This window comes from Niveispirillum sp. FG156 (genome assembly GCF_057809555.1).
In genome coordinates, this window is the sequence record NZ_JBMDKE010000034.1 from 34954 (window position 1) to 60330 (window position 25377).

Below are 25377 nucleotides of genomic sequence, written 5' to 3' on the forward strand. Positions count from 1 at the left end.
TTTCGCCCGTCAACGGGCACCCGGCTTGAATACGTAGTCAGCTGGCATCCGCTGTACCGGGCGGAAATTCCACCTTGATGCCGTCCGGCAAATACTTCGCATATCGCCGTAAAGAGCGCTGGATGGCGTCATTGGAAATGGTGAACAGAAAGTCCAGATCCGTTTCCCCCGCCCGCACCGCGCCAAACCGCTCATGGAATGTCCAGACGGACACATTGTCCTTGCGCACATCGAAATGGGCGCCCTGAAAGCCCAGCAGCAGCGCGTAGTGATAGATGATCAGCGCGGATTCAATGGCATAGCTGCTGGGAACCTCATCCGTGATGATCCAGGAGCCCCAGCAGAAGGAGGTGTCCTGCTGATCATACATCCGCACCGTTCCGACCCTGCGGCCATCTGCATCCGCGATGATGAAATAGACCTGCGCGCTGTCGGCTTCATACCGCTCCATCCAGGCAATCTGTCTGGACAGATCGTTGGCCGTCACGGACAGGCATCTGGATTTCTTGGGGTCGGTCCGCAGCCCAAGGATGAAAGCCGCGTCCTGCGGGCCGGCATCATGAAACACCAGCTGCCTGCCCGTGATGCGGGCCGGCTTGCGCAGACGGGGGGCCAGGGGGGGGCTATCATTGCTCATGGGATGATAGTGGCCCCGGCATCGGGCGTATGCAAGCGACCGCGCCCATCGACGGCTGTTCCCGCCGAACAGGACGATATGCTAACCTTTTTATGCTGTTGCGTGGCTGGAGGTTTCTTCCTTGTCAACCGATGTCCAGGCCGGGGGCTCGGGGCCTAAGCCCACCTTGCTGCTGATCCGCTACCCGCTCACCGGCGGCCTGCTGCATCAATTATGGGAAGAACCCTATATCACCGCGTTCAGCCGCCGATTCAAAGTGGTTCTGGTGGAAGAGGACTGTGATCTGGCGGCTTTGTGTGACCGGCACAGCCCCGACCTGATTGCCTATCGTGGCTCTTATTCCGCACCGCACCGCCGGATCGAGGTATCGAACGCGCATGTAAACCGGCATATACCGCGCATTTCGCTCTGCATGTGCGACTGTTTCTGCACCAGCCGCATTCCGCATTTCCGGGATATGGACGCGTGGGGCTGTGAGGTCATGATGGCCCATGTCAGCGTCGTGGAACAAACCCCGGAAATGGCACACCGGACCTTTGGCATGCCCCATGTCTTTGACGATGGGATGTGCATTGATCCGGGGGGGGAGCGCGACATTCCCATCTGGCTGGTGGGTGCCATGTCGGCGGACCGGCCCTGGCGTGTCCGTGCGGCGGCGGGCCTGTCCGCCCGTTTTCCCGATCTGGTGCAGACCAGCCCCCATCCCGGCTATGGGCGAGAGGTGGCGCAGGGTCTGGTGGGAGAGACCTTCTTCCGCACCATGGGGCGGGCCCGCATCTCCCTCACCGATGGCACGCTGTTCGATTACGTGGTGCGCAAGCATCTGGAAATCCCGGCCTGCGGCACGTTGCTGCTGACCCCGCCCATCCAGAATCTGGCGGATTACGGATTCCAGGACATGGTGAACTGTGTCATGGGGGAAGGCGATGACCTGACGGACAAGGTGGATTTGCTGCTGCGGGACGAGGCGCGCCTGCGCACCATTGCCGGGGCCGGCCACGATCTGGTCCATCGCCGCCACGCCGCCTCGAAAAGCGATTTTCTCTATGACTGGTTCCTGGCGCAGTCCCGGCTGCTGCCGGGACAAACCCTGGTCCAACACGGGCTGTTCGGCCCTTATGAGGCGGTGTGGGACGGGCGGCAGGGCCTGATCTCCAGCTATCAATGGAAGCCAGACCCCCTGACATTGACCATGCGGGCCGCCGGGGAGGATTATGCCAAGGGCGATTACGCCGCCTGCATCAACCGGGCGCAGAAGGCGTTGGAGATGCGGGTGGAACATGCGCCCGCGCGCTTCATGCTGAACCGGGCCCTGCTGCGGACAGGCCGGGCGGCGGAGGTGCTGCTGCCGCAGCATGGCCTGTTCCAGTTCAATTTCTGCCGCACCTACTATCAGACACCGGAAGCCGACCCGGTGGAACTCGCCTGGTGGGTGCTGGCCCATATCTGCGGTCGGCAGATTGATGAAGCCGAGGGATTGCTGAACCTTTATGCCCATGTCCGCCATGCCGAACTGCGCCGGGTCCGCTGGCTGATCGACAGCCTGCGCGGACGGGCGGCGGTCGTGCCTGCCGAAAGGTGCGTCGATGACCGGCCCAGCGTCATGCACATGACCGCCGCCAGCTTCGCCGAATGGATGGCCGACATCATGCCGATGATCGCAATTCATTGGCAGGGCACATCCGCTTGAAATTTGCCCCAATCACCATCCTATTCTCCCGGCGCATGCCAAATATCGGGGATTATGAATGACCGTCCGCTCCTTCAACCGCCGCACCCTGTTGATGGGGGGCGGCAGCGCCTTGATGGCCGGCATGCTGGCCGGCTGCGCCACGGGGCCGGCCAAACTGGCGGTGGCTCCTGCGCCCAGGGGCCCGGTCCTGACCCTGCCACCCCTGCGGGCCAGCATCGACCGCATCACCCAGATCACCGTCTGCACCCGGCCCTTCCGGCCACAGGGGCCACGGATTGAACGGGTGGCGTTCGGGGACAAGGCGCTGGTGCATCATTACGGCCATGGGGGTGCGGGCTGGTCGCTGTCCTGGGGGTCGGCGGCCATCGCCACCGATCTCGCCATGCAGATCGGCGCGCGCGATATCGCCGTCATCGGCTGCGGCGCCATCGGCCTGACCACGGCGTTGCAGTTGCAACGCGCTGGGGCGCGGGTCACAATCTATGCCCGGGACCTGCCGCCCGCCACCCGTTCCTCGCTCGCCACCGGCGTCTGGTCGCCCGAAAGCCGGCTTGCCCTGGAACAGCATGTGACCCCGGAATTCAAGGCGCAATGGGCCGGCATGGCACGGGCCAGCTTTGACCGGTACCAGACGCTGCTGGGCCTGCCCGGAACGCCCATCGAATGGATCGACACGCATATACTGCTGTCCGGCAGCAATGGCGGCTCGACCCCGCCCGATGACCGCCCCGCCTTCGCCCATGGCCTGACGCGGGAAATGGCACCCGAACTGCGCGCCCCCCGCATCACCTATGCCACCGGCAATCATCAGTTCGGGGACCGGGAGGTGCTGACCACGTCGGGCCTGATGTTCAATATCGCAGCATATTCCGACTATCTTCTGTCGGGTTTCCTATCGCTGGGCGGCAGGATCGAGGTGCGGGAACTCCACAGCGCGGTGGAACTGTCGGCCCTGCCGCAGAAGACCCTGGTCAACTGCACCGGCTATGGCGCCAAGGCCCTGTTCGGTGACGACACATTGGTGCCCGTGCGCGGACAGCTGGCCCGCATGATCCCGGACGGCGATATTCGCTACGGCCTCTATTTCAACCAGACCTCCTTCGTGCCGCGCCGCGACGGCTGGGTGTTTCAGGTGACGGGTGCCAATGAATATTACGGCTTCGGCATCGAAGACGCCGCGCCCGACCGGGCCGAGGCAGAACGCGCCGTCTCCACCATCGCGGGTCTGTTTGCGGGGTATGTCGCCTGAAAAAACTTTAATATAAATCAATTACATAACCCCGAGATAGATACGGCAGGACAGCAAATGCTTTGGCGGCTTCTCAAGGCGGTTCTTACTGGAGCTTTTGCAGGCCCGGCGCTGGTGTTCATGAGGTTTTTTGTCGAAACCGTTATCGGCATTGGGTTGGATGCCTATCTTGAAACCTTCACGCTAGACGGTCAGGAACTGCTACCCTTGTTGCATATCCTGATATTCGCCTACGTGATAGCGCTGCCGGTCACATTCACCCTGGCCGTTGTGATCGGGATTCCGATAGATCGCTGGCTTATCCACCGTGATATCCATGGTCCGACTGCATACGCACTGGCTGGCACCATGTCAGGTCTGGTGATCGGGCTTCTATGGTGGTTTGTCTCAGAGGGGCCCTCTGGCCCGCGTGATATCAGTAACGCACTTATCTGCATGGTTAGTGGACTTGTAACAGCCCTGGTCTGGTGGCGTGGCGGCAGCCATCTGCGCCCCTCACTGAGTTTGAATTCACCTACCGAATAATTGATCCCCGTCAACGACCGCCCGCCGCAACCGTGCTTTCCTCGTCATCCCGGCTTACGCTGGGATGACGAGGAAAGCACGGTTCCAGCCAAAAGAAGTCCGCTCTACCCCCGCTTATCCACGAACCCTGGCGGGCGCAGTTTGATCAGGTGGTCGGGGTCGGCGGGGGTGCCGTCGGGGTTGAGGCCGAGATAATAGCTTTTCTGCCATTTCTCGGTCTGGGCCGCCGATCCGGGCTGGGCGAGGTCGGCGTTGAAGCGCAGGCGGCCCGTGGACCATTCCTGGAAACGGCGTTCCAGTTCGGGGTCGTCCTTCAGGGAACGGATTTCCGGTTCCACGCTTTCCAGCAGGCGGCGCTGAATGGGGAAGATCGCGCAGAAAGGCTCACCGGCGTCGAACCGGGCCACGCGACCGGGGGCGGTGAATTTCCAGTTCATGGTGAAACTGTAGGGGGCCCAGTCTGTCTCGATAATGCCGGTCAGGGGGGCGATGCCGTCCTTGGGCGCATTCACGGGACCCTGGGCATAAAGGCTCCATCCCGGCTCGGTGCGGAACACCGCCTCGATATGGAAGGTCAGGACGCCAGAGCCGAAATGGCTGATGGCCGGTGCCATGGTGCCGGGATCAGGCGTGATCACGATGGCATCCTTGGATGCGCCGCCATCCCAATGGGCCGTGAAGCCGGTGCGGCACAGGATTTCCCAGCCATGGGCATTCGCAATGTTCAGCGGCAGGCAGCGATAGGCATAGGCCTGCGGCGTGCCATCCATCCAATCGCGGGTCGCGGGGGCCGCGCGCAGCAGCGGCGGTTCCCCATGCATGGCGAAACAGGTGAGCTTCATGGCTCAGGACCGCATGGGGTTCAGGGCCGCACCGATATCGATGCCGGGCTGATCGGAGATCTGCATCAGCAGTTCATCCACCTCCCGCTCCGCCGTGTCGGCGAACTTGTCGAACAGGGCCTCCAGCACCAGCTGCTGGAAATGTTCGCGGGGACAGTCGCCACTGACGAATTCCGTCTCCAGCGCCACCTGCTGTGCGGTGCGGAAGGGGCCGGTCAGGGTGCCGGGGATGTTCGCCGCCTCCATCAGGCAATGCAGGCCCAAGATGCCGTCATCCCAGGCCAGGATGCCGGCGGCCTGTGGCGTGATGTTGGCGCGGGCCGCCATGCCGGCCACGAAGAACTCGACATCACCGGCGCACAGCGCCCGGAACAAGACCTGCGGCGTCAGCCTGCCCTGGCGGTAAAGATGCTTGGCCACCATCTCCGCATCCTCGTGTGACAGCAGCAAGGGCTGCAGCACGCGCAGGGTGGCGGTCTCCCGCCCGCCCTCGGCCAGACGCTTAGCCAGCGCCGGTTCGATATTGTGATCGCGGATCAGCTGCTGTCGCACATCCTCCGACACCAGCGCGATCATGCGCTCCACGATGGCGATGGTCACTTCTGGTCGGGCGGCGATGCTGTCGGCCACGATGCGGAACTGCCCAAACCGCTCGGCGGCGCGGGTCAGCGTCGCCTCCCGCACGGCGGCACCGCGATTGCGCAGGAGATGGACGACGGTGACGACATTGCCGGTTTCGACCAGGGCGGCGGACACCGCCTCTGACACGGTGCGGCGACCGGCGATGGCCAGCTGCTTCTGCGGATCGCGTTCGGCCACGATCTCCAGCAGCAGCTTTTCGGGCAGGCCATCCACATATTTCAGGATGGGAACCGCCACCTGCGCCACGTCGCGGGCCAGCTTTTCCGCCATGCGGGCGGTCAGGATGGGGCTGTTATGGATCTGCCAGGCGACTGCGGCCCGCACCTCTGCCTCTGCATCCGATGCGAAGGCGCGCAGGATGTCGAGCGCCAGACGCTTTTCAGCGTCGGTCAGGTCGCCTTCTTCCATCTCCATGACCAGCTTGGTCATGGTATCGATGCGGGGCTTGGTGCCGGGCTGATGCAGCAGCCGGTCCACATCGCTGCTGTTCAGGCGTGAACGCAGGATGGGACGCAGGGGCGCGTCGGGGTCCCCGGAATTCGGGGGGGGCATCATCGGATCAGTCCTGGCCACGGTTGTCGTAGCGCACGACATCTCCCCATAGCCGCTCCAGCCGGCGCAGCATGCGATAGGTGGTTTCCAGGTCGGTGGCGTCGGTATTGGTGCGCAGCAATTGTGCCGCCTGCCGGCTTTCCAACTTGCCGATCTCCGCACACAGCCATTCACCCTTTTCCGACAGACGCAGGCGGGCCGCGCGGCGGTCGCGCGCCGAGGCGCCGCGATCCACATAGCCCTGTTCAACCAGATGCTTCAGATTATAGGACGCGTTGGACCCCAGATAATAGCCGCGTTCCATCAGGTCGCGAACCGTCAGTTCATCGCTGCCGATATTCAGCAGCATCAGAACCTGCATCGGGCTGATGTCATCCACGCCGATGCGGCCCAGTTCGACCCGGACCACATCATGCAGGCGGCGCTGCATATGATCGATGACGCGGGCGATGTCGGCGTAAAGCGCGACCTCACTGACCGGGGCTTCGGCCCGGTCGCCCGCCACATGCTCAATCGGCGCGTCGCCCATGCGGGCCAGCTTGATCATCGTCCCAAAGCCCCGACCTTCGTCACCAGCCATCATGACCGCCTCTTGGCTTGTCGGGCCCACAATAGACCATCCCGCCCGGTCCATAGATTATCGCGTATGGCGTTTACCGCAAGTGCGTAGGTCGTATTCCTGCCCTGGCATGCGACATAGACCTTTTGGAAGTTTTGGGATTAACGCGCGAAGATCATCGCCTCGTCACGGAAGGCCTTGAATTCCAGAGCGTTGCCGGACGGGTCCAGCAGGAACATGGTGGCCTGTTCGCCCACCTGGCCCTTGAAACGGATGCCGGGTTCGATGATGAAGCGCTGACCGGCGGCACGGAACCGATCGGCCAGGGCGTGCCAGGCGTCCCAGTCCAGGATCAGGCCGAAATGGCGCACGGGCACGTCATGCCCGTCCACCGGGTTGGTATCGGCCGATCCGCATTCATCAGGCGCCAGATGGGCCACGATCTGATGGCCATAGAGGTCGAAATCCACCCATTCCGGCGATGACCGCCCCTCCGGACAGCCCAGCAGATCGCCGTAGAAACCACGGGCGGCGGCCAGATCATGGACGGGGAAGGCGAGGTGGAAGCGGGGATGTGACATGGGAAGGTTGACTCCGGTGGGGCTATTTGGCGGCGATGGCGATGGTGACCGTATCCTGGTAGTCGCCCGCCTGACGCTGTGTCCCGGCAGGGACGGAGACGGACAGAACCGTCTGCCGCGCCGTGCCCGACACGGGACGGCCCGCCGTCAGGCTGCCATCGGCGGTGCTGCTGCTGTCACCATAATGCAAGGTGTAGGCGATGCTGGACGTGCCGGAGGACAAGGCGCCGCCATTCTTGGAGGACAGGCTGACCGTATAGCCATTGGCGGCATTGCAGCGCTCCTCCACCGTTGCCACGGGCACGATGGCCGCGCTGCTCAGGTTCAGGGAAATATTCTCGGTCGACAGGCTGACGGCGCAGGTGGCGGGTACGGACGCCCGCAGCGTGATGGTGCCCTGGGCGCTGTTCTGGGCCGGGGTGGGGCCGGCGGACAGCAGAAGCATGAGCATCAGGGGACCATATCCCCGTCCTGTGAAACGCCAGGCCATGGCGATCCTTTCCGCCCATTCTGGGCACCCACGGCGGTTTGTCCGCGCCGTGACGGTCAATCATGGCCTGATCTTAATTGGCGGTGATGGTCAGAAGCAAGCTGTCCGAATAGGTACCTGCCAGGGCTTGTGCCGCACCATCGGTCTGTACCTGCAGCCCATAGCGGCCAGACCCGCCCAGATCGACAGTGGTGCCCCGGCCCAGGGAAACGGCGCGGCCGGAGACATAAAGCTGATAGCCGATACTGTCGCCGCCCGTGCCCACCAGCCGCCCGCCATTGCTGGACGACAGCGACAGCGAATAGTCGCCATTGCCGGAAATATCGAGATCGAAGCGACCGCCGCCGCCGCGTGTCAGGTCACCAAGGTCCAGCGTGCCGACGGAACCGTTCAGCGGGCGGGTGACGCCATCGACGATCACGCTGGCGCTGACCACCGACCGCACCTTGGTTCGCACCTGCGCCGTGCGCGAGGCGATGGGGCCATAGGGGGTGCCGTCGATCAGCTGATAGACATTGACGGTCACACGGTCGGAATAGGTGCCCTTCTGCACCAGCTGTCCGCCAGGGATGTTGGAGAAGAACTGGATGGTGGCGTCGTCATTCTTGCTGTCCATCGACAGGGCGAACATGTTGGACTCACTGCCCCGCACATCGCCCACCCGCTGGCTAAGGCGGCTGTCCTTATAGAGATCATAGACCAGCCGATCCTTGGAGCTTTCCAGCACACGGCTGCCATTGCCGCCATCGTCGATGCCGACCAGGATGGCGCAGGCCGGGCCGTCATCATGCTCCAGCTCGATCTGGTGATAACCGGTGGCACCGCCCGAATAAGGGTCATACTCATCCGTCGGCTCGATCCGGTCGATGCTGCTGATATCGATCTCGCAGCGGTCCTTGTCCTTGGACCATGCCGGCAAGACAGCCAGCAGACCCAGGGCCAGGACAGACAGCAACGGCAGGGGGCGGAACAGGATCGGCATTTTCATTCCAGCATCATCGGCACCACCAAAGATGGATGCAATGACAATGCCAGCAGACGGGAAGTGATCCAAGGTTTTCAGTGGAAACCCTTCTAAACAGGGGTCGTATTGCAAAAAGCACTACGATAGGGCATCCTAATGCGGATGCATCCCATGAGGAACGCCATGGCCACCAATACCAGCCGTAAGGATCATCCGCTGTCGATGCGTCTGCCCGATGCCGATCTGGCCATCATTGACCGGGCGGCCCAGCTGCGTGGGCGGTCGCGGACCGATTTCGTGCGGGAAGCGGCGGTGCGCGCGGCGGAAGATACGCTGATGGAGGCGGGATTGATCCGGATGGGGCCTGAGGGTTTCGCGGCCTTCGTGGATGCGGTATCGGCCCCGGCCACGCCGGTGCCCGCGATGGTGGAGATATTGCGCCGTCAGGCCCCGTGGGACGTTGAACCCGGTCAGAGGTGAAGCGGCGATGGCCATGTCCAAGCCGGAACTGCTGAATGTCAGCCATGATGTCTCGCGCTTTACCTGTGGTAAACCGGCCCTGGACCACTGGCTGCGTAACCGCGCCCTATCCAACCAGGAGAAGGGCTTCACGGTGGTCATGGTTGTGCATGAGGCAGGACGGGTTGCCGGCTATTACGGCCTAGCGCCAACGGCCATCGTGCCCTCTGTCCTGCCCCGCGTCATCAGGACGGGGCAGCCGCCCAGCCTGATGCCGTGCCTGTTGTTAGGTCAACTGGCCACCGATCTGGAATGGGTGGGGCGCGGGGTTGGAACGGCGCTGCTGTCCCATGCCCTGACCCGCTGTGTTCAGGGTGCACGGCTGATCGGTGGCCGCGCCCTGATGGTCAATGCCATCGACGCAGAAGCCGCTGCGTTCTGGCAGAGGCGAGGTTTTCTGCCCTCACGGGATGACCCGTTGCTGCTGTTCCGGTCTATCGCGGACATTGCGGCATCGCTGCGGGCCGCCGGTATCGATGTTTCCTTGAGTTTGGGACCCTGAAAGCCATGACCGATTTCACCTCCATCGCTGAAACCGCGCTTGCCCACATCGCCCGGTTTGATCCGCATCTGAAGGCCTTTGCCCTGGTGGAGCCGGAATGGGTGCGGGAGGAGGCGTGGCGGCAGGGGCGGGCGGGGGCCAAGGGGCCGCTGGCCGGGCTGACCCTGGCGGTCAAGGATCTGCTGGACCTGCGCGGCCTGCCCACCGGTGGCGGCTGCCGCACCCCGGTGGTGGGGGAGGCATCGGCGCATGCGGCCAGCGTGGCCGCCCTGATCGGGGCGGGAATGCTGACGCTGGGCAAGGCGCATACGGTGGAACTGGCCTTCGGGACCTGGGGCATCAACCGGGCCACGGCGACGCCGCGCAATCCCTGGGATGCCACGACGGTAAGGGTGGCGGGCGGATCGTCCAGCGGGTCGGCGGTGGCGGTGGCAGCGGGGCTGGCCGATGCGGCATTGGGCAGTGATACGGGCGGGTCGATCCGCATCCCGTCGGCCCTGAACAATCTGGCGGGGCTGAAGCCCACGTGGGGCCGGGTGCCGGTGGGCGGCTGTCTGCCGCTCTGCCCTGAACTGGACACGGTCGGCCCCATGGCGCGCACTGTGGAGCGGGTGGCGCGGATGCTGGCCGTGATGCGGGACCCGCAGGCAGGACCGGTGAAGCCAGGACCGAGGCTGGCGCGGCAGGCGGCGTTTGACGCTGATGCCGCCCTGGCCGCCAGCCCGCGGGGGTTGAACTTGGCTGTGCTGCCCGACCGGTTGCTGGACGGGGTGGACCACGCCGTGGGGTCCGCCTATCTGGCTGCCCTGTCCCGGTTGGAGGCGCTGGGCGCCAAGCTGGTGGAGGTGGCGCCCGCCATCGATCCGCCGGCCTGTGTGGAACCATCGGGCCTGCTGATGGCGGGCAGGGCCTGGCGTTTGTGGCGGGAACGGATAGAGCGTTTCGGTTCCGAAATGGATGCCGGTGTGTTGGGGCGATTGCGAGGGGGTGAGGATATTCCGGATGCGGAACTATCCAGGTTGATCAGGGTGCAGGGGCAAGAGCAGGCGCGGTTCTATGCCTGGGCGCAGGATTATGATGCCATCCTGACACCGACCGTGCCCATTCCGGCCCCCGCCCTGGCCGATGCGGATGAGGGGCGGCTGCCCTTCAGCCGGTTCGTGCGCATGGCGAACTGGTTGAACCTGCCGGCGCTGGCGGTGCCGTGCGGCGCGGATGCCGGCGGGTTGCCGCTGTCGCTGCAAATCCTGTCCACGCCCTGGCGGGAGGCGGTGCTGGTGACGCTGGGCCATGCATACCAGTGCGCTACCGATTGGGCCGACCGCCGCCCGGACCTGGAGGCGTTGGTCAAGGCCGGGCCGGCAGGCGCAGCGGCCCCAGCTTGACCAGACCTTCGGCTTCCTTAGCCACTGTGATGGGCAGGGGCGTCTTTTCCATGCCGGCCACAATCAACAGCCAGTCGCCCGGACGCACGCTGTCGATGCGGAACAGGCCGGCGCGGTTGGTGAAGAAGGCCAGATCCTTGGCATCCTTGATACCTTGCGGTCGTAAGGTGCCGGACAGCAGCGCCATCGGCTTGTCATCCGGGCCGATCAGGGTGCCGACCAGCGAGGCGACCGCATCGGTGCCGATGGTGATGATGGTTCCGGACTTGTATCCCGGCTGCACCGCAGGCCGGTCATCGCCCAGATCATAGTTTGCGGGCGCGTCGGGCACGTCCAGCAGGATGGGACGCACCAGATAGGCGGAGATGTTGGGGACGATGGGCACGCCCAGCCAGTCGGTCTGGGCGGCGTAACGGTCATCGACGGGATCGATGCCAATATCCTTGCCCGCCAGACGCGGGTGCGGGGTGACAATGGCAAAGCTGTTGCTGATCGGCCGCGTGATACCGTAATGCCCGTCGGCGAAGGCGAGCGCCGTGCCTAAGGTCATGGAGGTCCGGCTTTCGATGCCCTTGCTGTCATTCAGCGACCGGCGGACGGTGTCCTGGCGCACCTGCGCTTCGAAGCGCTGATGTGTGTAGTTCAGGTTGCCCTGCACCCGGTCGCCGGCCTGCCCGCCCTCATTCAGCATTTCCAGCCCGCCCGACAGGGCATTCACGGCGTAGAGCGACTGGAACCGCCAATCCAGGCGCTGCTGCTTGGAGATGGTGTCGACATTCAGACCCGCGCTCTGGCGTCCGCTGTCGAACACGAAGCGGGTGGTCAGGTAGACGCCCGTATCCTTTGCCCCGAACCCGTCCTTGCCATGGCTGAAGGTCAGATCGACGCTGCCCGTCTCGAACAGGCGGCGGCGCAGGGCCAGATCCACCGAATAGCTGTCCCGTTCCGAACTGCCGCGCGTTTCGCGGTAGCGACCGCCCAGCGAGGTGGTCAGGTTCTCGAACAAGGGCTGAGAGATGCGGACAGCCGCATCCAGCTTGGTGTTGGAGACAAAGGTGGAACCGAAACTGCGGTAATTGGGATCATACCAGCTGACCTGGGCCGTGATGGCCTGACTGTCCAACACCGAGGCGCCGTTGGAATAGGAGCGGTAGCGCAGGGTGCCGCCATAGCCCTGCTTCTTGTCGGCGGCTGTTTCGGTGGGTCCCCAATCCTTGCGCCGCAGATAGGCCGACGGCTCCACGCTGAACGTGCCGAGGCCGGTGGCCACCAGCGCCTCTGCCGTGACCGTGGTTTCCGTTTTGTCGGTCTGGGTGCCCAGGGTGAAGGTGAAATTGTCGGTCACGCCCACGCGATGATAGGCAGAAAGGACCGGGTCCTTTTCGTCATAGAGATAGCGGTCATTGTCGATCCGCGACGGCACGCCGATCGAGTAGCCATATTCCTGCACCCCTGTCGCCAGCAACTGGCTGTCGAAGAAGAAGGGGAAGTCGATGGTCTGTTCACGGCCAAAGGCATCGGTGATACGGATCTGCACATCATTGGTGCCGGACGCGCCGGGGAAATTGTTCAGATTGTAGGGGCCGGGTTCCAGGCGGAAGGTACGGGTGGGCCGGCCATTGACGATGACCTCCACCATCGACGGATTGTCGAGGATGAATTCACGGTTGCCGCCGGGCTGCACCATGTCATAGGGGCGGATGGAGAAATTCTTGGCGACGGAGATGCCGGCCACGGCCCGGCCCACCTGATTGCCGATCACCGGCATGGTGAAATCGCCCAACTGTGTGCGGATGCCGGCATCGGTGAAGTCATGGATCAGGCGGACGGGGCCGCGCGACAGGGTGCGCACCGCATCCTCGCGGTAATTCACCTCCCCCTCCACCACCCAGCCCTTCCAGTTGATGGCGGGTTCCATGGAGACGGACAGGGGACCCAGCCCATCCTTGCCGAAGCCGGTGGGGACGGACAGATATTCGATGGCGGCCCGCATGTTCATCTGGGCCGACAGATCGGCCTGCGGGATAACGGTATAGGCGCGGGCGGCGGCCCCCCGTTCCAGCACCGACAGATCGCGGGGCCGGCGGGCGGCGGCGGGGACCGTGACCTTCACGATCTGGTCGCCGCCATCATAGGCCAGCTGGATGCCCGACCGGGTCATGCGGGCGGGCGCGGCATTGCCGTCCGGCCCGGCCTGGGCCAGCAGCGCCTTGATCGGTTCCTCCTGTGCGATGGGGCGCAACAGTTCGGACAGCTTGTTGAGATCGACCAGCGTGTCGGCGGGGTTGATGGAGACCTGGCCTGGCACCTGCCCGATCTCGTACCCGTCGAAATAGACGGGCAGGTCAGCCTTCTGGCTGCTCTGCGCCTGTTTTTTCTGCCCGAACGCCTTCTTGAACAGCTCATCCGCCGAAATCTTCGGCTGGGCGGGGGCGGCGGTCGGCGTCGGCGTCTCCGACCCCGCGCCGGCGGCCAGCCGGGCCGGCGCCAGGGTCAGCGCCAATGCCGACGGGCCGGCAACAGCCAGCCTCAAACATTGTCGGAACCGTGAGCGCGGGGGGCGGGGCATGGCGGGAAGGCGTGACCGGGCGCGATCAGGGCAGGTTCAGCTTGGCATTCAGCGGACCCTTGGGCAGGTCCCCCGGCCAGGGCAGCAGGAAGCTGCGCGTGACACCCGGCAGCACATTCTCGCCCGCCAGACCACCCAGGCGGTCGGTCGGGATGGACACGGACTTGCCACCCGCTTCCACCACCAGGGTCGGGTCCTTCAGGATCCTGTGGGCGGTACCGTCATTGCGGAGCTTCACCTCCATGACCACCCCGTCGCTGAGCTGACGCGGGCCGGCGGAAGCGACATTGATCTGCGCCTTTACACCCGGCGGGGTGACATAGATGGAGGCCTTGTACTGCACCAGCAGCTTGACCTTCCCCCCCTCCACCGGCGCCTGGCCGATATCGACATCCAGCTGTTCGGCGATGAGCCGGTAGGCCAGTTCCTGATCCGGCTTGGGATTGCCCGTCCACTGCACCCGCACCGACTGATTCTGGTTGGGTTCCAGCACCAGCTGTTCGGGGAAGATCACCCATTCATCCGACGGTTCGGCGGGCAGATCCTCCCCATCCGGTCCCATCTTGCGGCCCGTGATGTGAATTTCGATGGCGATGGGCAGCTGGGTATCATTCTCCACCCGGAAAATCTGGGTGGCGCCGCGCCCTGTCGGCTCGAACTCCATCTCGATCGGGATCAGGCGGAAGGCAGAGGCGGGCAGCGTGCCCAGCAGCATTGCCCCCAGCATCAGCATCAGACCGCGAAGATAATGTTTCATGACCGCGCCCCGCATTGGCGTTCCCCCTGCCGCCCCGCCGGCGGCATGACCTGTCCCGATGGGTTAAGTATATCGGGCAATCCTTTGAATCATAAGCGTGCGGGATTTGCCACAACGAAGCGTGGGACAAGAGGGTCGCAACGCGCGAGCCCTGCCCGGCATCCCGCCAGCCCACCATAGCCGCGAACTGGCGCATTGTTCAAGTTGATGAGGAAAAAATGACGAAAATACATGTTAATGTGTTCACGCATCGATTCACATTAAAAGCATCTGCGACTATAGATGGGGCCATGAGCTGCCATGTTGCCTGTTAAGATTGCGTATTCGTCGCCATTGTTGCAAGATGTCGGCCCTGCTCAATCTTCTGTTTATGGCTGCCGTTGCCATTTTGACGAACATCGATCTTGAACGCGCTTTGCTGTTGGTGAATGCGGCCCCCCTTCTGGGTGCCGCAGCGCTGCTGGCCGCGATCTGGTGGAATAGCCGGCGGGAAACCTATGCGCTGTGGTGGGCGCTGTCCTTTGTCACGGTGATGCTGTCCATCCCTTTGCTGGAGACTGTCGGCACGCCCACCGACCCGGTCATGGCCGTTGCCGCGCTGCTGGCCGATTGTCTTTACAATCTGGCCTATTATCTGTTCGCGCATGGGGTCGCCATCTATGCCGGCCACCGGTACCGCTGGCGCCGCTGGCTGTCGGCGGGTGCGCTGGTGGCGCTTCTGGTCGGGCTGGCCCTGCTGCGCCGTGACGGGGTCCTGCGCGAACTGTTGAATGTCGGCTTCATCGAGGCGGTGCTGGCGATGGCGCTGCTGTCGCTGCTGCGGATATATCCCCGCCGGGTGCCGGAATGGGTGCTTCTGGGCGCGGTGGCCGCCACCTTGGTAGCCAATACGCTCTATGGGCTGGACATCCTGTTGAACCGACCGCAGGACGCGTTCGACCCGGCCACGCTGGGCAACCGTCTCATCGACTTTATTCAGCCCTTCGTGGTGATGGCCATCGCCATGGGGGCGGCGGGCGGTGCCCTGCTGCGCATGACGGACCGGCTGGCCGCTGAACGCGCCGCGGCGGAGGTGGCGGCCGAGCAGGCCCGCGCCGCCGACCGCGCCAAGTCCGAATTCCTGGCCACCATCAGCCATGAAATCCGCACCCCCATCAATGCCATCCAGGGCTGTCTTCAGATATTGGAGACGCATAATCTCAATGCCGGTCAGATCCGCCTGCTGGAGGTGATGGGCAGTTCCAGCGCCTCGCTGCTGACGCTGATCGATGATGTGCTGGACATGGCGCGGCTGGAGGCCGGGCGGCTGGAGATGGAGCAGGGGCCTGTCGATCTGGGCCTGCTGCTGGGCGACTTGATGTCCAATGTGGGGCCGCGGGCGGAGCGCAAAGGCCTGATCCTGTCCTTGCGGACGGGCGACGGGGTGCCGTCGGGCGTGGTGACCGATGCCAAGCGTCTGCGCCAGATATTGCTCTGCCTTCTGGACAATGCCGTGAAATTCACCGACCAGGGCCGGGTCACCCTGTCGGTGGACCGGGTGGAGGCGCCCGGGTCGGTGCCGGGCCTGGCCGTGCCGTCGCCCATGCATTGGGTGCGGTTCCAGGTGGTGGATACCGGCGTCGGCATCCCATCCGAAAAACTGGACCAGATTTTCGATGTGTTCAGCCAGGCCGACAGCTCCAGCACCCGCCGGTTCGGCGGGGCGGGACTGGGTCTGGCCATTGCCCGGTCCCTGACCGACATGCTGGGCGGCAGCCTGACGGTGGAAAGCGAAGCGGGGGAAGGCAGCCAGTTCACCTTGTGCCTGCCGCTGGTGCCGCTGGCCGTGGACCGTCCGCGCCAGGACGCCCCCATCCAGGGCGCCCTGCCCACCGTTGCCACGGGCCGTCCCGTTATCCTTCTGGTGGAGGATGACGAGGTGAACCGGTTTGTGGCCACCGAACTGCTGATCCAGCGCGGGGCGCAGGTTCTGCAGGCCGGCAATGGCGGCGATGCCATCGCCATCGTCAAGGAACGCCCTGTCGATGCCATCATCATGGACCTGTCCATGCCCGACATGGACGGGCTGGAGGCCGCACGACGGCTGCGCGCCATGGGCGGACAGGGCGCGCAGGTGCCCATCGTTGCCCTGACAGCCAACCTGTCGGCGGAAATCCGCCAGCAATGCCGCGATGCCGGCATGCAGGCCTTCTTGGCCAAGCCCATCAAGCTGGATCATCTGATCGCCACCCTGTCGGCGGTACTGCCGCCCGTGCGCGACCCGGCAGCGTAGGGCTGTTGCTTCCATTGGCTTCCTGACTGTCGGAGCGGGGTTGCCCTCACCCTCCCAGACGCTTGCGCGTCCGGGCCCCTCCCTCTCCCACGTTCGTGGGCGAGGGGAGAAGTTTGCCCCTCGACCGCTTGGCAGGGAGGGTGAGGGGTCCGCGCCGGGAGGCGTGGGAGGGTGAGGGAGCCACCGTATAAATCAAAATCTTTTGTCCTTTCGCTGTAAGGAACGGATGCTGGGTCCTGTCTAATCCATCGGATCGAACGGGAGCGGATGATGGATGCGGGACGCGAGGCGATGTTCAGGCAATGGATGCGGGAGCATCTGACCCTGCTGCACCGGATCGCGCGGGGTTTTGCCCCCCCTGCCGACCAGCCGGACCTGTTGCAGGAACTGATGCTTGCCGTCTGGCGGGCCTTGCCGGCCTTTCGGGGCGACAGCCAGCCCGTCACTTTCATCTATCGCGTCGCCCATAACCGGGCGCTGACCTGGCAGGGCAGCCAGGGCGGGAAGGCGCGGCGTGATGCCGAGGCGGCGGCGGAGGCCATGCGGCGCAGCGCCCTGTCCGCCGATCCGGATGAGGTGCGGATGCTGGATCGGCTGTACGTGGCCATCCGGCAATTGCCGGCGCTGGACCGGTCGATCCTGCTGCTGTCGCTGGACGGGGTGCCGTACCGCGATATCGGCCAGATGCATGATCTGAGCGAAAGCAATGTCGGCGTTCGCCTGACACGGGCCAAGGCCCGTTTGACAGGAATTATATCCCAGATCGAAGCGCAGGAGGAAGAGATATGAGCATGGATATGGCAAGGCTGGAACGTGCCTGGACCGGGGCCGCCAACCGCGCGGAGGATGCGGCGGGCCTGTACCTGATCGACAGTGCCATGGCGGAGGTGGCGCGACGGGGCCGGGATTTTCGCCTGCGCATGGGATTGATCGGCGTGGCACTGGGCGGATGGAGCCTGGTGGCGGCCTATGGCATCGCCGGGCGGGGCAATGTCGATCCCGCGCGGGAATGGGGCAGCCTGCTGCTGCTGGCCATTGCCTGGGCCGTCCTGGCCGTGGTGGTACGGCGGGGATGGGAAGGGGCGGTGACGCCGCCACCCGAAAACCTGCCGGGCAGCCTGCGCGCCCTGCTGTCGCAGGTGGAAGGGGCGATGGGGCGCTTGCGGGTGATGGGGGTGGTGGTGCCGATCTTTCTGTCGGCGCTGGGGCTGGCCGTCATGCAGCTGGGCGATGTGGGCAAGATGACGGGCAGCAATATCCGGGACTTCGCCCTGCTGGCGACGGTGGGATTTGGCCTGTCGGGCGGCATCATGGCCGTGCGTTACTTCCGGGTACTGAAGCCGGAGGCGGAGCGGCTGCGCCGTCTGCTGCGCCAGTATGAGGAGGGGATTGGTTGAAGGACGGCCCGGCGGCATCGGATGAGGATGCCGCCGGGTGCCCGGATCATCAGGAGCCGCGGAATTCCAGGGCTTCGATCTGCGGTTCGGTGGAGCCGGCCCAGGCCGGGGTGGGGACAAGGCGCAAGTTCATCTGGCCGCCGGCCTTGGCCACCACCGCCGGGGCCAGCGACACGATGTAGGTCACGCGGTGCTGCATGTCGGATGTGTGGCTGCCGAAGAAGGAGATGCTGCCGGCATAATAAGGGCTGTCGAAGCCCGCCACCTTCAGATCCGCCGGCGCATTGACGACCAGCGCATATTCGCGGGCCGATTCGGCAGGGCGGGTGAAGGTGATGATGGCCTGCAGCTTCGTGGTATTCAGGCCGATGGGCCATTGGGCCAGCGCATCCACCGACTTCTTATCGGGTGCCGAGGCCAGCAGGCGCTGCGTGGGGGCGGGCTTCTTCTTCAACTCCTCCACCAGGTTCGGCAGGGTCGGGTCCACCGGCGGGCCGTAATAGTACCAGAACTGCTTGGGATCGATATAATCGCCGGCCTTGCCGTTCAGGATCGGCTCGCCCTTGTCGTTCACGAAGAACAGGAAGGGTTCACGCTCAAACTGCGCCCGCTCCTCCTTGTTGGTGGGCAAGGTGGGCAGGCCCTTGGCCTTCTGCTTCTCCTCCCACATCCACCACAGCCGGTCCATGTTCGAATGATGCAGGAAGAAGATGGGATCGACGGGCGACAGGTTGTTGGTCATGTTGCCGAAGGGACCCTTGCCCCAGTTGCCCTCGCCATCGAACGCGCCGCCGATGAAGTTGTGGACCTTGTTGTGCGGTTCCCCCTCCAGCTTGGAGAAGACCGAACCGTCGGGCGGCGTGACATTGTGGGAGGCGGCCTTCACGCTGGTGAAGCTTTTTGACAGGTCGGAGCTGTTGAACAGGATCGGTGCCAGGCCCTCGGCGATATTGCCCGGCAGGCAGAGCACAGCGACGCTGGGGGCGATTTCCGGGTTGGCGCGGGTCGGGTAACGGGCCTTCTCCGTGGGTGAAAGGTTCGTCGGCGCGAAGGCGCGGTCACCGATTTTCACCCCGCCGGTCGCGGCCACGCCGTCCCACAGCTTCTGGAAATTGGTGTTGCCGCGCAGGTTCTGCTGGTTCTTCTGCGCTGCCGTCAGGCGGTTGTAATAGGCTTCCAGCGGACCCTGGATGAAATTGGTGAAGGTCGGCAGGTCCCTGGAATATCTGGCGAAGGCATCGGCGACGGGTGTCAGCACGCCGTCGAACATACCATCGGGCAGAGCCTGCTTCTGGCTCCAGTCCCAATAGGGGAAGGCGAAATCGGGCATGCCGGAATATTTGCGCACCGTCTGTTCGAAATAGCCCAGAAAGCCACGATGCCAGACATAGAACCACCAATTGCCATGCGGGCAATCCATGTAATGGGTGAAGGCGGTGCGGAACCAGTTATGCGGATGGGTCGGCGGCAGGGCCAGCATCGCCTCAATCGCGGTGGCATAGCCTTTCAGCATGCGCCGGCCATCTTCACTCCACACATCATAGCGGACCCACGGGGCGGGCAGCTTCTTCGTGGCGGCACCCGCCACCCCGCTCATCGCCCCCAGCCCCGCCAGCGCCCCGCCGGTGGCCAGCACATTGCGTCGTGATACGCGCATAACCCTATCCTCCCCATGCCAAATGGTGGAGGGCAGGGTAGGGCATGATCGCGAATAAGTCACGCGCCCATGCGCGGAATGGTGGTTTTTTGATCTATGCCTTTGGATGGGTGCTGTGGGGGTCGTCGGGGCGGGGGGGAGACGAGTTTACCCCTCCCCAGGGCAAACATAGATTATAGGCTTACGATTTAGCCAATTTACGATGTTAACCGCCGCTCCAATTCCAACTGAAATCGGACGTTACAAAAACATCGCGTCCTTCATTCAGGCCATAGTAGGTCGCGTGTTCAACAGGGTTGATGCCGGCAGTCCTCACATCTGCGTACATATCGAGATAGACGGAAATATCAAACATTGGTGAGGGATCGCGACCTTCTCGCCATCCGTAAGTCATGAAGTGCGTGAACGGATCAATGTTTGCTGCGCGAACGTCCTGGTTTTTGGCCAGATAATATTCTTTATTGAAGAATGGAGTAAACGTGCGGCCCTCTGCCTTTCCAAACGTAACGAAATGCTGGTATCCATTGGCAATTGCTCCAGATTGTACTGCCGCTGCGACATCCTGGTTCGTTGACAGATAATAGGTTTCATCATAAAGGGGATTAGCGACAGCGTTAATGGCCATACGCCCTTCTGCTTGTCCCCAGCGCGTCCAATGCTCAAAGCCGCTGGCGAGTTTGCCAGCCTTGACTGCATCAGCAACATCCGGATTTTCGGAAAGGTAATATCCTTCGTCAAAAGGACCGATCTTTTTTGAGTTAACAAACATGATCTGACCACTTGAGAAATAAAGTGCTTCAACGTTTCCAAAAATATCTGTGCCCTCTCTTCCCGTTACATGCATATACTCATTGTCTTTTTTGAAAGAGTAATTGAATTTCGCATTGGATAACCCAATAATATCAAAGCCAGCACCTCCTTCGACAATGTCGTTTCCATTTCTTGGAATGAACCTATCGTTTCCAGCTCCAAGATTGACAAAATCGTTATCCGCGCTGCCGTTTAAAACGTCATCTTTTGCGCTTCCATTGAGGAAGTTAACCCAGTCTGTATTCTTGCTAGTTCCATCGGTCGCAATATATTTTGAGTTATTGCCATCAAGGACTTTAATTATCTCATATTTACTACTCCTATAAACCTCTTCTATTTTACTTACACTGTCCTTCGGCGTATATGTGGCAATAACATTAGTACCATTTTTAGTGCTGTCAGTACCATATAGGGTGTAATTTTTCTCCGTATAGGAGTATATATAAAATATCCCCTTGTCATTGAATTTTGATATCTCATGAATATTACCGCCATTCTTTCCAACATTGTGATCTATAATCTTGCTTGCACCACCTAATGTTCCATCCGTTCCGTACACTGAAAAAATGTGATTGCTTACGACATAAAACATATCTCTTTTGTTAAATTCCATAAAATCCTTCAAACTTAAACTATCATTGCCGTATGTGTATGATAAAATCCTATCTGTTCCTTTAATGGTTCCATTCGTTCCATAAATATTTAGAACCCCACCCGTTGTGGTGTATAAAAGTTCTTTCGAATTTACGGATGAAAGGATATCAATATTTAATACATTATTCTCACTCTGGAGGCTCAGGAAATTTTCTGTTCCTGATTTAGTTCCATCTGTACCAAAAAAGGTAAACTTATTGTCATCTGATACATAATAAATATCCCTGCCTTCTATAGAAGACAATTTTTTGATGCCGTGACCAAATTTGCCCGAGGTGTAGTCTAGTATTTTTTCTGTTCCATTTAAGGTTCCATTCGTAGAGTACAAAATAAGCGAACTTCCTTCGCTAATTTTTAATATTACTCGAGAGTCTATTATCGAAAAAAGATCAGTGGACCCAATGTTTTTTCCAAATTCATGATATATTATTCTCTCTGTTCCGGATTTTGTTCCGGTTGTTCCATAAAATATCCCTTTGCTTCCATCGTTTATATAGATAATATTCCTTGAATTAATTGAAGCATAATTTTTAACGTAGCCACCAGTTTTTCCAAACTCGTAGTTCAATATATTTTCCGTCCCAGCGCTCGTTCCGTTTGTTCCATAGAATACAAAAGCTCCATCGTCGCTGAAATAAAAAAATACTTCTATTGCCCACAATGGAGAAGTCTTTCACATAACTAGTTGTCTCTTTCGTCGAGTAATTCAGGATATTCTGTGTGGAAAATCCAGTGCCATCAGTGCCATATAGAGAATATGTCTTATCGGAGTATATATATATAATTTCACGGGAACCTGGAACCGTAAGCGTTTCGTATCTGCTAAAATCCCCTTTCACTGACTTTGAAAAAAGTTCTTCCATATAAGCATAGTTATTTTTGTTCGCATAAAAAACATAATTCTTATTTTTGTATGTATAGTATATCTCATACCCATTTATATTAAATACAAAGCGCTGATCATCTACTGGAGCGGCGCCACTGGATACGGTGATTATTCCATCGCTTTGTTCAGATGCACCATCTTGCGGGGCTGTCATTATGTAAAAATCAGAGGGCATGCTGATAAAACCCCATATTATGATGGAGATTTATCATAGCAGTCCCATTGAGGAGTGAATACCCTCTTGTTGCTTGTCGCTGTAAGGCTAAAATTAGTAGCGCAACAATACTCTTGCATGTGTCGATTGCATTAGTAACTGTGGTACAGTTTTTGAGAATTAGGTTGCGTCCGATCCCGTCCCTGGCTTGCACGGAAGTGGCGCAAGTGGGACGGGGCGTTGATTCCTCTTACAAGGATATCATCACGGAAACGAGGACTTGGTACTATGCCCCGCGTTTGGCGCGGATCATCCCCATGATCTCCGCCGCTGCCTTGGGGATGTTGGTCCCCGGCCCGTAGATGGCCGACGCCCCGGCGTTCAGCAGGAACTCGTAATCCTGGGGCGGGATGACGCCGCCGCAGACGATGAGGATGTCGCCGGCACCCTGTTCCTTCAAGGCGGCGGCCAGTTGCGGGACCAGGGTTTTGTGGCCGGCGGCGAGGCTGGAGACGCCGACGACATGCACGTCGTTTTCAATGGCCTGGCGGGCGGCCTCTTCCGGGGTTTGGAACAGGGCGCCGACATCGACGTCGAAGCCGATATCGGCGAAGGCGGTGGCGATGACCTTGGCGCCGCGGTCATGGCCGTCCTGGCCCATCTTCACCACCAGCATGCGGGGGCGGCGGCCCTCGGCCTCGGCAAAGTCGGCCACGTCCTTCTGAATCTGCGCGAAGCCGGCATCGCCCTCATACGCGGCGCCATAGACGCCGGAGACGGAGCGGATGGTGGCTCGATGCCTTGTGAAAACCTCTTCCATGGCGTCGGAAATCTCCCCAACGGTGGCACGCGCGCGGGCGGCGTTGACGGCGAGGGCCAGCAGGTTGCCGGACTTCTCACCCGCCGCCTGGGTCAATGCTGCCAGGGTTTCGCGGACCTTGGCTTCGTCACGGGTGGCGCGGATTTGCTTCAGGCGGGCGACCTGGGCCTCGCGGACCGCCGTGTTGTCGATGTCCAGGACGTCGACGGTTTCGGGGTTCTGGGGGCGGTATTTGTTGACGCCGACGATGACTTCTTCGCCCCGGTCGATGCGGGCCTGACGCCTTGCGGCGGCTTCCTCGATCATCAGTTTGGGCAGGCCGCTTTCCACGGCCTTGGTCATGCCGCCCATTTCCTCGACCTGGGTGATCAGCTTTTCCGCCGCCTCGGCCAGCGATGCCGTGAGGTGTTCAACGTAGTAGCTGCCGCCCAGGGGGTCGACGACGTGGGGGATGCGGGTTTCCTCGGCGATGATCAACTGCGTATTGCGGGCGATGCGGGCGCTGAACGGCGTGGGCAGGCCCAGGGCCTCGTCGAAGCTGTTGGTGTGCAGGCTCTGCGTGCCGCCCATGATGGCGGCCATGGCCTCGATCGTCGTGCGGATGACGTTGTTGTAGGGGTCTTGCTCGGTCAAGGACACGCCCGATGTCTGACAATGGGTGCGCAGGGCGAGCGAGCGGGCGTCCTTGGGCTGGAAATGCTTGTCCATCAGCTTGGCCCAGAGCAGGCGGGCGGCGCGCAGCTTCGCCACCTCCATGAAGAAATCCATGCCGATGGCGAAGAAGAAGGACAGGCGCGGGGCGAACTTGTCCACGTTCAGGCCCTTGGCGAGCGCGGCGCGGACATATTCCATGCCGTCGGCCAGGGTAAAGGCCAGTTCCTGCACCGCCGTGGCCCCGGCCTCCTGCATATGATAGCCGGAGATGGAGATGGAGTTGAACTTGGGCATGTGGTTGGCCGTGTATTCGATGATATCGGCGATGATCCGCATGCTGGGTTCGGGCGGGTAGATATAGGTGTTGCGGACCATGAACTCCTTCAGAATGTCGTTCTGAATGGTGCCGGACAGCTTCTCCGTCGGTACACCCTGTTCCTCGCCGGCCACGATATACATGGCCAGGATGGGCAGGACGGCGCCGTTCATGGTCATGGAGACGGACATCTTGTCGAGCGGGATGCCGTCGAACAGGATCTTCATATCCTCCACGCTGTCGATGGCCACGCCGGCCTTGCCGACATCGCCCACCACGCGGGGATGGTCGCTGTCATAACCGCGATGGGTGGCCAGATCGAAGGCCACGGACAGGCCCATCTGACCCGCCGCCAGATTGGCGCGGTAGAATTTGTTGCTGGCCTCGGCGGTGGAGAAACCCGCGTATTGGCGGATGGTCCAGGGCCTGACCGCATACATGGTGGCGCGCGGGCCGCGCGTGAAGGGCGCGAAGCCGGGCAGGGTGCCGGTGGTCTCCAGCCCCTCCAGATCCTCGGCGGTGTAGAGCGGCTTGACCACCAGCCCTTCCGCCGTCGTGCGGGTCAGGTCGGACAGGTTGGCATCGGCGCCAACATCCTTGGTGGCCAGCGTCTGCCAGTCGGCGAGGGTCTTGGCGGGGAAGGCGGTCATGGGGAGGCTCCGGAAGGCGGCGGTTGCGCCGGAAAGGGTATCAGGGGGTGCTGTTGAGGCCCAATTCATGGGCATGCAGGGTCAGTTCGGTGATCAGGCCACCCCGGCTTTTGTGCCGGGCGGCGGCCAGATCATCCAGGCGGCGCAGCACGCGGCGGGGCAAGGTGATGTTCACGCGTTCGATGGTGTCGTCGGCCACCACATCATCCAGGTCGATGATACCGACGGTCCAGCCGGCATAATCGGGCAGGGCAGTCAGGGTCGACAGCGACGACGGGGCGGGAATGGTGCCGCCCGCATCCAGCGTGGCGTCGATCCAGGCCGACGCCGCTTCCTTGGCGGCGTCCAACGCTTCGTCCAGCGTATCGCCGGCCGAAAAGCAGCCGGGCAGGTCGGGTACCACGACGCCAAAGGCGCTGTCGTCGCTACCGGGTTCGATGAGGATGGGATAGCGCATCACACGAGACCTGCCTGTTTGCGGATTGCCTGTACCAAGCCTGTGCCCAACTCCTTTTTCGGGTGCGGCACGACCAGGATGCCGGGCCGATCCGGGTGCCGGAAGACGTGATGGGAACCGCGTATGCGGTCCAACACCCAGCCTTCCTTCTGCACTTCCCGGATCAGATCAGCGCTTTTCATGA

At 61.9% G+C, this 25377-nt stretch carries 23 protein-coding genes; 9 read left to right on the forward strand and 14 right to left on the reverse strand.

Annotated features, from left to right (window positions below):
* Positions 1-37: 37 nt before the first annotated feature.
* Entirely contained in the window at positions 38-637 is a 600-nt protein-coding gene (locus ACODSP_RS20290) for a GNAT family N-acetyltransferase (RefSeq protein WP_488967366.1), read from the reverse strand.
* 121 nt (positions 638-758) lie between these two features.
* Here ACODSP_RS20290 and ACODSP_RS20295 point away from each other — a divergent pair, with 121 nt between their 5' ends.
* The 3 genes from ACODSP_RS20295 to ACODSP_RS20305 are packed head-to-tail and all read left to right on the forward strand — an operon-like array spanning position 759 to position 4104.
* Positions 759-2327 carry a glycosyltransferase gene (locus tag ACODSP_RS20295; RefSeq protein ID WP_488967367.1) on the forward strand — a complete coding sequence of 523 codons (1569 nt, stop codon included), beginning with the start codon at positions 759-761 and terminating at the stop codon, positions 2325-2327.
* 58 nt (positions 2328-2385) lie between these two features.
* Positions 2386-3579, forward strand: coding sequence for an FAD-dependent oxidoreductase (locus tag ACODSP_RS20300; RefSeq protein WP_488967368.1), 1194 nt, complete (start codon positions 2386-2388; stop codon positions 3577-3579).
* A 57-nt stretch (positions 3580-3636) separates the two neighbouring features.
* Positions 3637-4104, forward strand: a complete 468-nt coding sequence (locus ACODSP_RS20305; protein WP_488967369.1) for a hypothetical protein — start codon at positions 3637-3639, stop codon at positions 4102-4104.
* Positions 4105-4208: 104 nt separating this feature from the next.
* Here ACODSP_RS20305 and ACODSP_RS20310 read toward each other — a convergent pair whose 3' ends face one another.
* The 6 genes from ACODSP_RS20310 to ACODSP_RS20335 all read right to left on the reverse strand — a co-directional run bounded on the left by ACODSP_RS20310 (position 4209) and on the right by ACODSP_RS20335 (position 8758).
* Entirely contained in the window at positions 4209-4946 is a 738-nt protein-coding gene (locus tag ACODSP_RS20310; RefSeq protein WP_488967370.1) for a DUF6065 family protein, read from the reverse strand.
* Between the two features lie 3 nt (positions 4947-4949).
* On the reverse strand, positions 4950-6143 hold the full coding sequence (locus ACODSP_RS20315; RefSeq protein ID WP_488967371.1) for a DUF2336 domain-containing protein: 1194 nt from the start codon (positions 6141-6143) through the stop codon (positions 4950-4952).
* A gap of 4 nt (positions 6144-6147) precedes the next feature.
* The gene (locus tag ACODSP_RS20320) at positions 6148-6723 is read right to left on the reverse strand and encodes a MarR family transcriptional regulator (RefSeq protein ID WP_444732994.1); all 576 of its coding nucleotides are present in this window, start codon (positions 6721-6723) and stop codon (positions 6148-6150) included.
* Between the two features lie 137 nt (positions 6724-6860).
* Positions 6861-7280 (reverse strand): VOC family protein, encoded by a 420-nt coding sequence (locus tag ACODSP_RS20325; protein WP_488967372.1) that lies wholly within the window; start codon positions 7278-7280, stop codon positions 6861-6863.
* 22 nt (positions 7281-7302) lie between these two features.
* Complete coding sequence (locus tag ACODSP_RS20330; RefSeq protein WP_488967373.1) at positions 7303-7731, reverse strand: spore coat protein U domain-containing protein; 429 nt, start codon at positions 7729-7731, stop codon at positions 7303-7305.
* A 112-nt stretch (positions 7732-7843) separates the two neighbouring features.
* The gene (locus ACODSP_RS20335) at positions 7844-8758 is read right to left on the reverse strand and encodes a spore coat protein U domain-containing protein (protein WP_488967374.1); all 915 of its coding nucleotides are present in this window, start codon (positions 8756-8758) and stop codon (positions 7844-7846) included.
* 147 nt (positions 8759-8905) lie between these two features.
* On the opposite strand from ACODSP_RS20335, the gene ACODSP_RS20340 reads away from it, so the two are divergent.
* The 3 genes from ACODSP_RS20340 to ACODSP_RS20350 are packed head-to-tail and all read left to right on the forward strand — an operon-like array spanning position 8906 to position 11140.
* Complete coding sequence (locus ACODSP_RS20340) at positions 8906-9214, forward strand: type II toxin-antitoxin system TacA family antitoxin (RefSeq protein WP_488967375.1); 309 nt, start codon at positions 8906-8908, stop codon at positions 9212-9214.
* Positions 9215-9221: 7 nt separating this feature from the next.
* Positions 9222-9755: a GNAT family N-acetyltransferase gene (locus tag ACODSP_RS20345; protein WP_488967376.1), complete on the forward strand. Its 534-nt coding sequence runs from the start codon at positions 9222-9224 to the stop codon at positions 9753-9755.
* A gap of 5 nt (positions 9756-9760) precedes the next feature.
* Positions 9761-11140 carry an amidase gene (locus ACODSP_RS20350; RefSeq protein ID WP_488967377.1) on the forward strand — a complete coding sequence of 460 codons (1380 nt, stop codon included), beginning with the start codon at positions 9761-9763 and terminating at the stop codon, positions 11138-11140.
* Here the strand turns inward: ACODSP_RS20350 and ACODSP_RS20355 are convergent.
* Positions 11103-13673 (reverse strand): fimbria/pilus outer membrane usher protein, encoded by a 2571-nt coding sequence (locus ACODSP_RS20355; RefSeq protein WP_488967378.1) that lies wholly within the window; start codon positions 13671-13673, stop codon positions 11103-11105. The genes ACODSP_RS20350 and ACODSP_RS20355 overlap by 38 nt on opposite strands.
* 61 nt (positions 13674-13734) lie before the next feature.
* Positions 13735-14466 carry a fimbrial biogenesis chaperone gene (locus ACODSP_RS20360; RefSeq protein ID WP_488967379.1) on the reverse strand — a complete coding sequence of 244 codons (732 nt, stop codon included), beginning with the start codon at positions 14464-14466 and terminating at the stop codon, positions 13735-13737.
* Between the two features lie 343 nt (positions 14467-14809).
* On the opposite strand from ACODSP_RS20360, the gene ACODSP_RS20365 reads away from it, so the two are divergent.
* From ACODSP_RS20365 to ACODSP_RS20375, 3 genes are all read left to right on the forward strand, one after another.
* Positions 14810-16738, forward strand: coding sequence for a hybrid sensor histidine kinase/response regulator (locus tag ACODSP_RS20365; protein ID WP_488967380.1), 1929 nt, complete (start codon positions 14810-14812; stop codon positions 16736-16738).
* Between the two features lie 267 nt (positions 16739-17005).
* A complete protein-coding gene (locus ACODSP_RS20370; RefSeq protein WP_488967381.1) occupies positions 17006-17527 on the forward strand; it encodes an RNA polymerase sigma factor in 522 nt (173 codons plus the stop codon).
* Positions 17524-18135, forward strand: coding sequence for a hypothetical protein (locus ACODSP_RS20375; protein ID WP_488967382.1), 612 nt, complete (start codon positions 17524-17526; stop codon positions 18133-18135). The genes ACODSP_RS20370 and ACODSP_RS20375 overlap by 4 nt, the downstream gene beginning before the upstream one ends.
* 49 nt (positions 18136-18184) lie before the next feature.
* Here the strand turns inward: ACODSP_RS20375 and ACODSP_RS20380 are convergent, their stop codons facing one another.
* The 5 genes from ACODSP_RS20380 to ACODSP_RS20400 all read right to left on the reverse strand — a co-directional run bounded on the left by ACODSP_RS20380 (position 18185) and on the right by ACODSP_RS20400 (position 25375).
* Positions 18185-19792: a tyrosinase family protein gene (locus tag ACODSP_RS20380; RefSeq protein WP_488967383.1), complete on the reverse strand. Its 1608-nt coding sequence runs from the start codon at positions 19790-19792 to the stop codon at positions 18185-18187.
* 205 nt (positions 19793-19997) lie between these two features.
* The gene (locus tag ACODSP_RS20385; RefSeq protein WP_488967384.1) at positions 19998-21824 is read right to left on the reverse strand and encodes a hypothetical protein; all 1827 of its coding nucleotides are present in this window, start codon (positions 21822-21824) and stop codon (positions 19998-20000) included.
* Between the two features lie 758 nt (positions 21825-22582).
* Positions 22583-24736 carry a methylmalonyl-CoA mutase gene (gene scpA, locus ACODSP_RS20390; protein WP_488967385.1) on the reverse strand — a complete coding sequence of 718 codons (2154 nt, stop codon included), beginning with the start codon at positions 24734-24736 and terminating at the stop codon, positions 22583-22585.
* A 40-nt stretch (positions 24737-24776) separates the two neighbouring features.
* Positions 24777-25193: a type II toxin-antitoxin system HicB family antitoxin gene (locus tag ACODSP_RS20395; protein ID WP_488967386.1), complete on the reverse strand. Its 417-nt coding sequence runs from the start codon at positions 25191-25193 to the stop codon at positions 24777-24779.
* A complete protein-coding gene (locus ACODSP_RS20400) occupies positions 25193-25375 on the reverse strand; it encodes a type II toxin-antitoxin system HicA family toxin (protein ID WP_488967387.1) in 183 nt (60 codons plus the stop codon). The genes ACODSP_RS20395 and ACODSP_RS20400 overlap by 1 nt, the downstream gene beginning before the upstream one ends.
* Between the last annotated feature and the right edge of the window lie 2 nt (positions 25376-25377).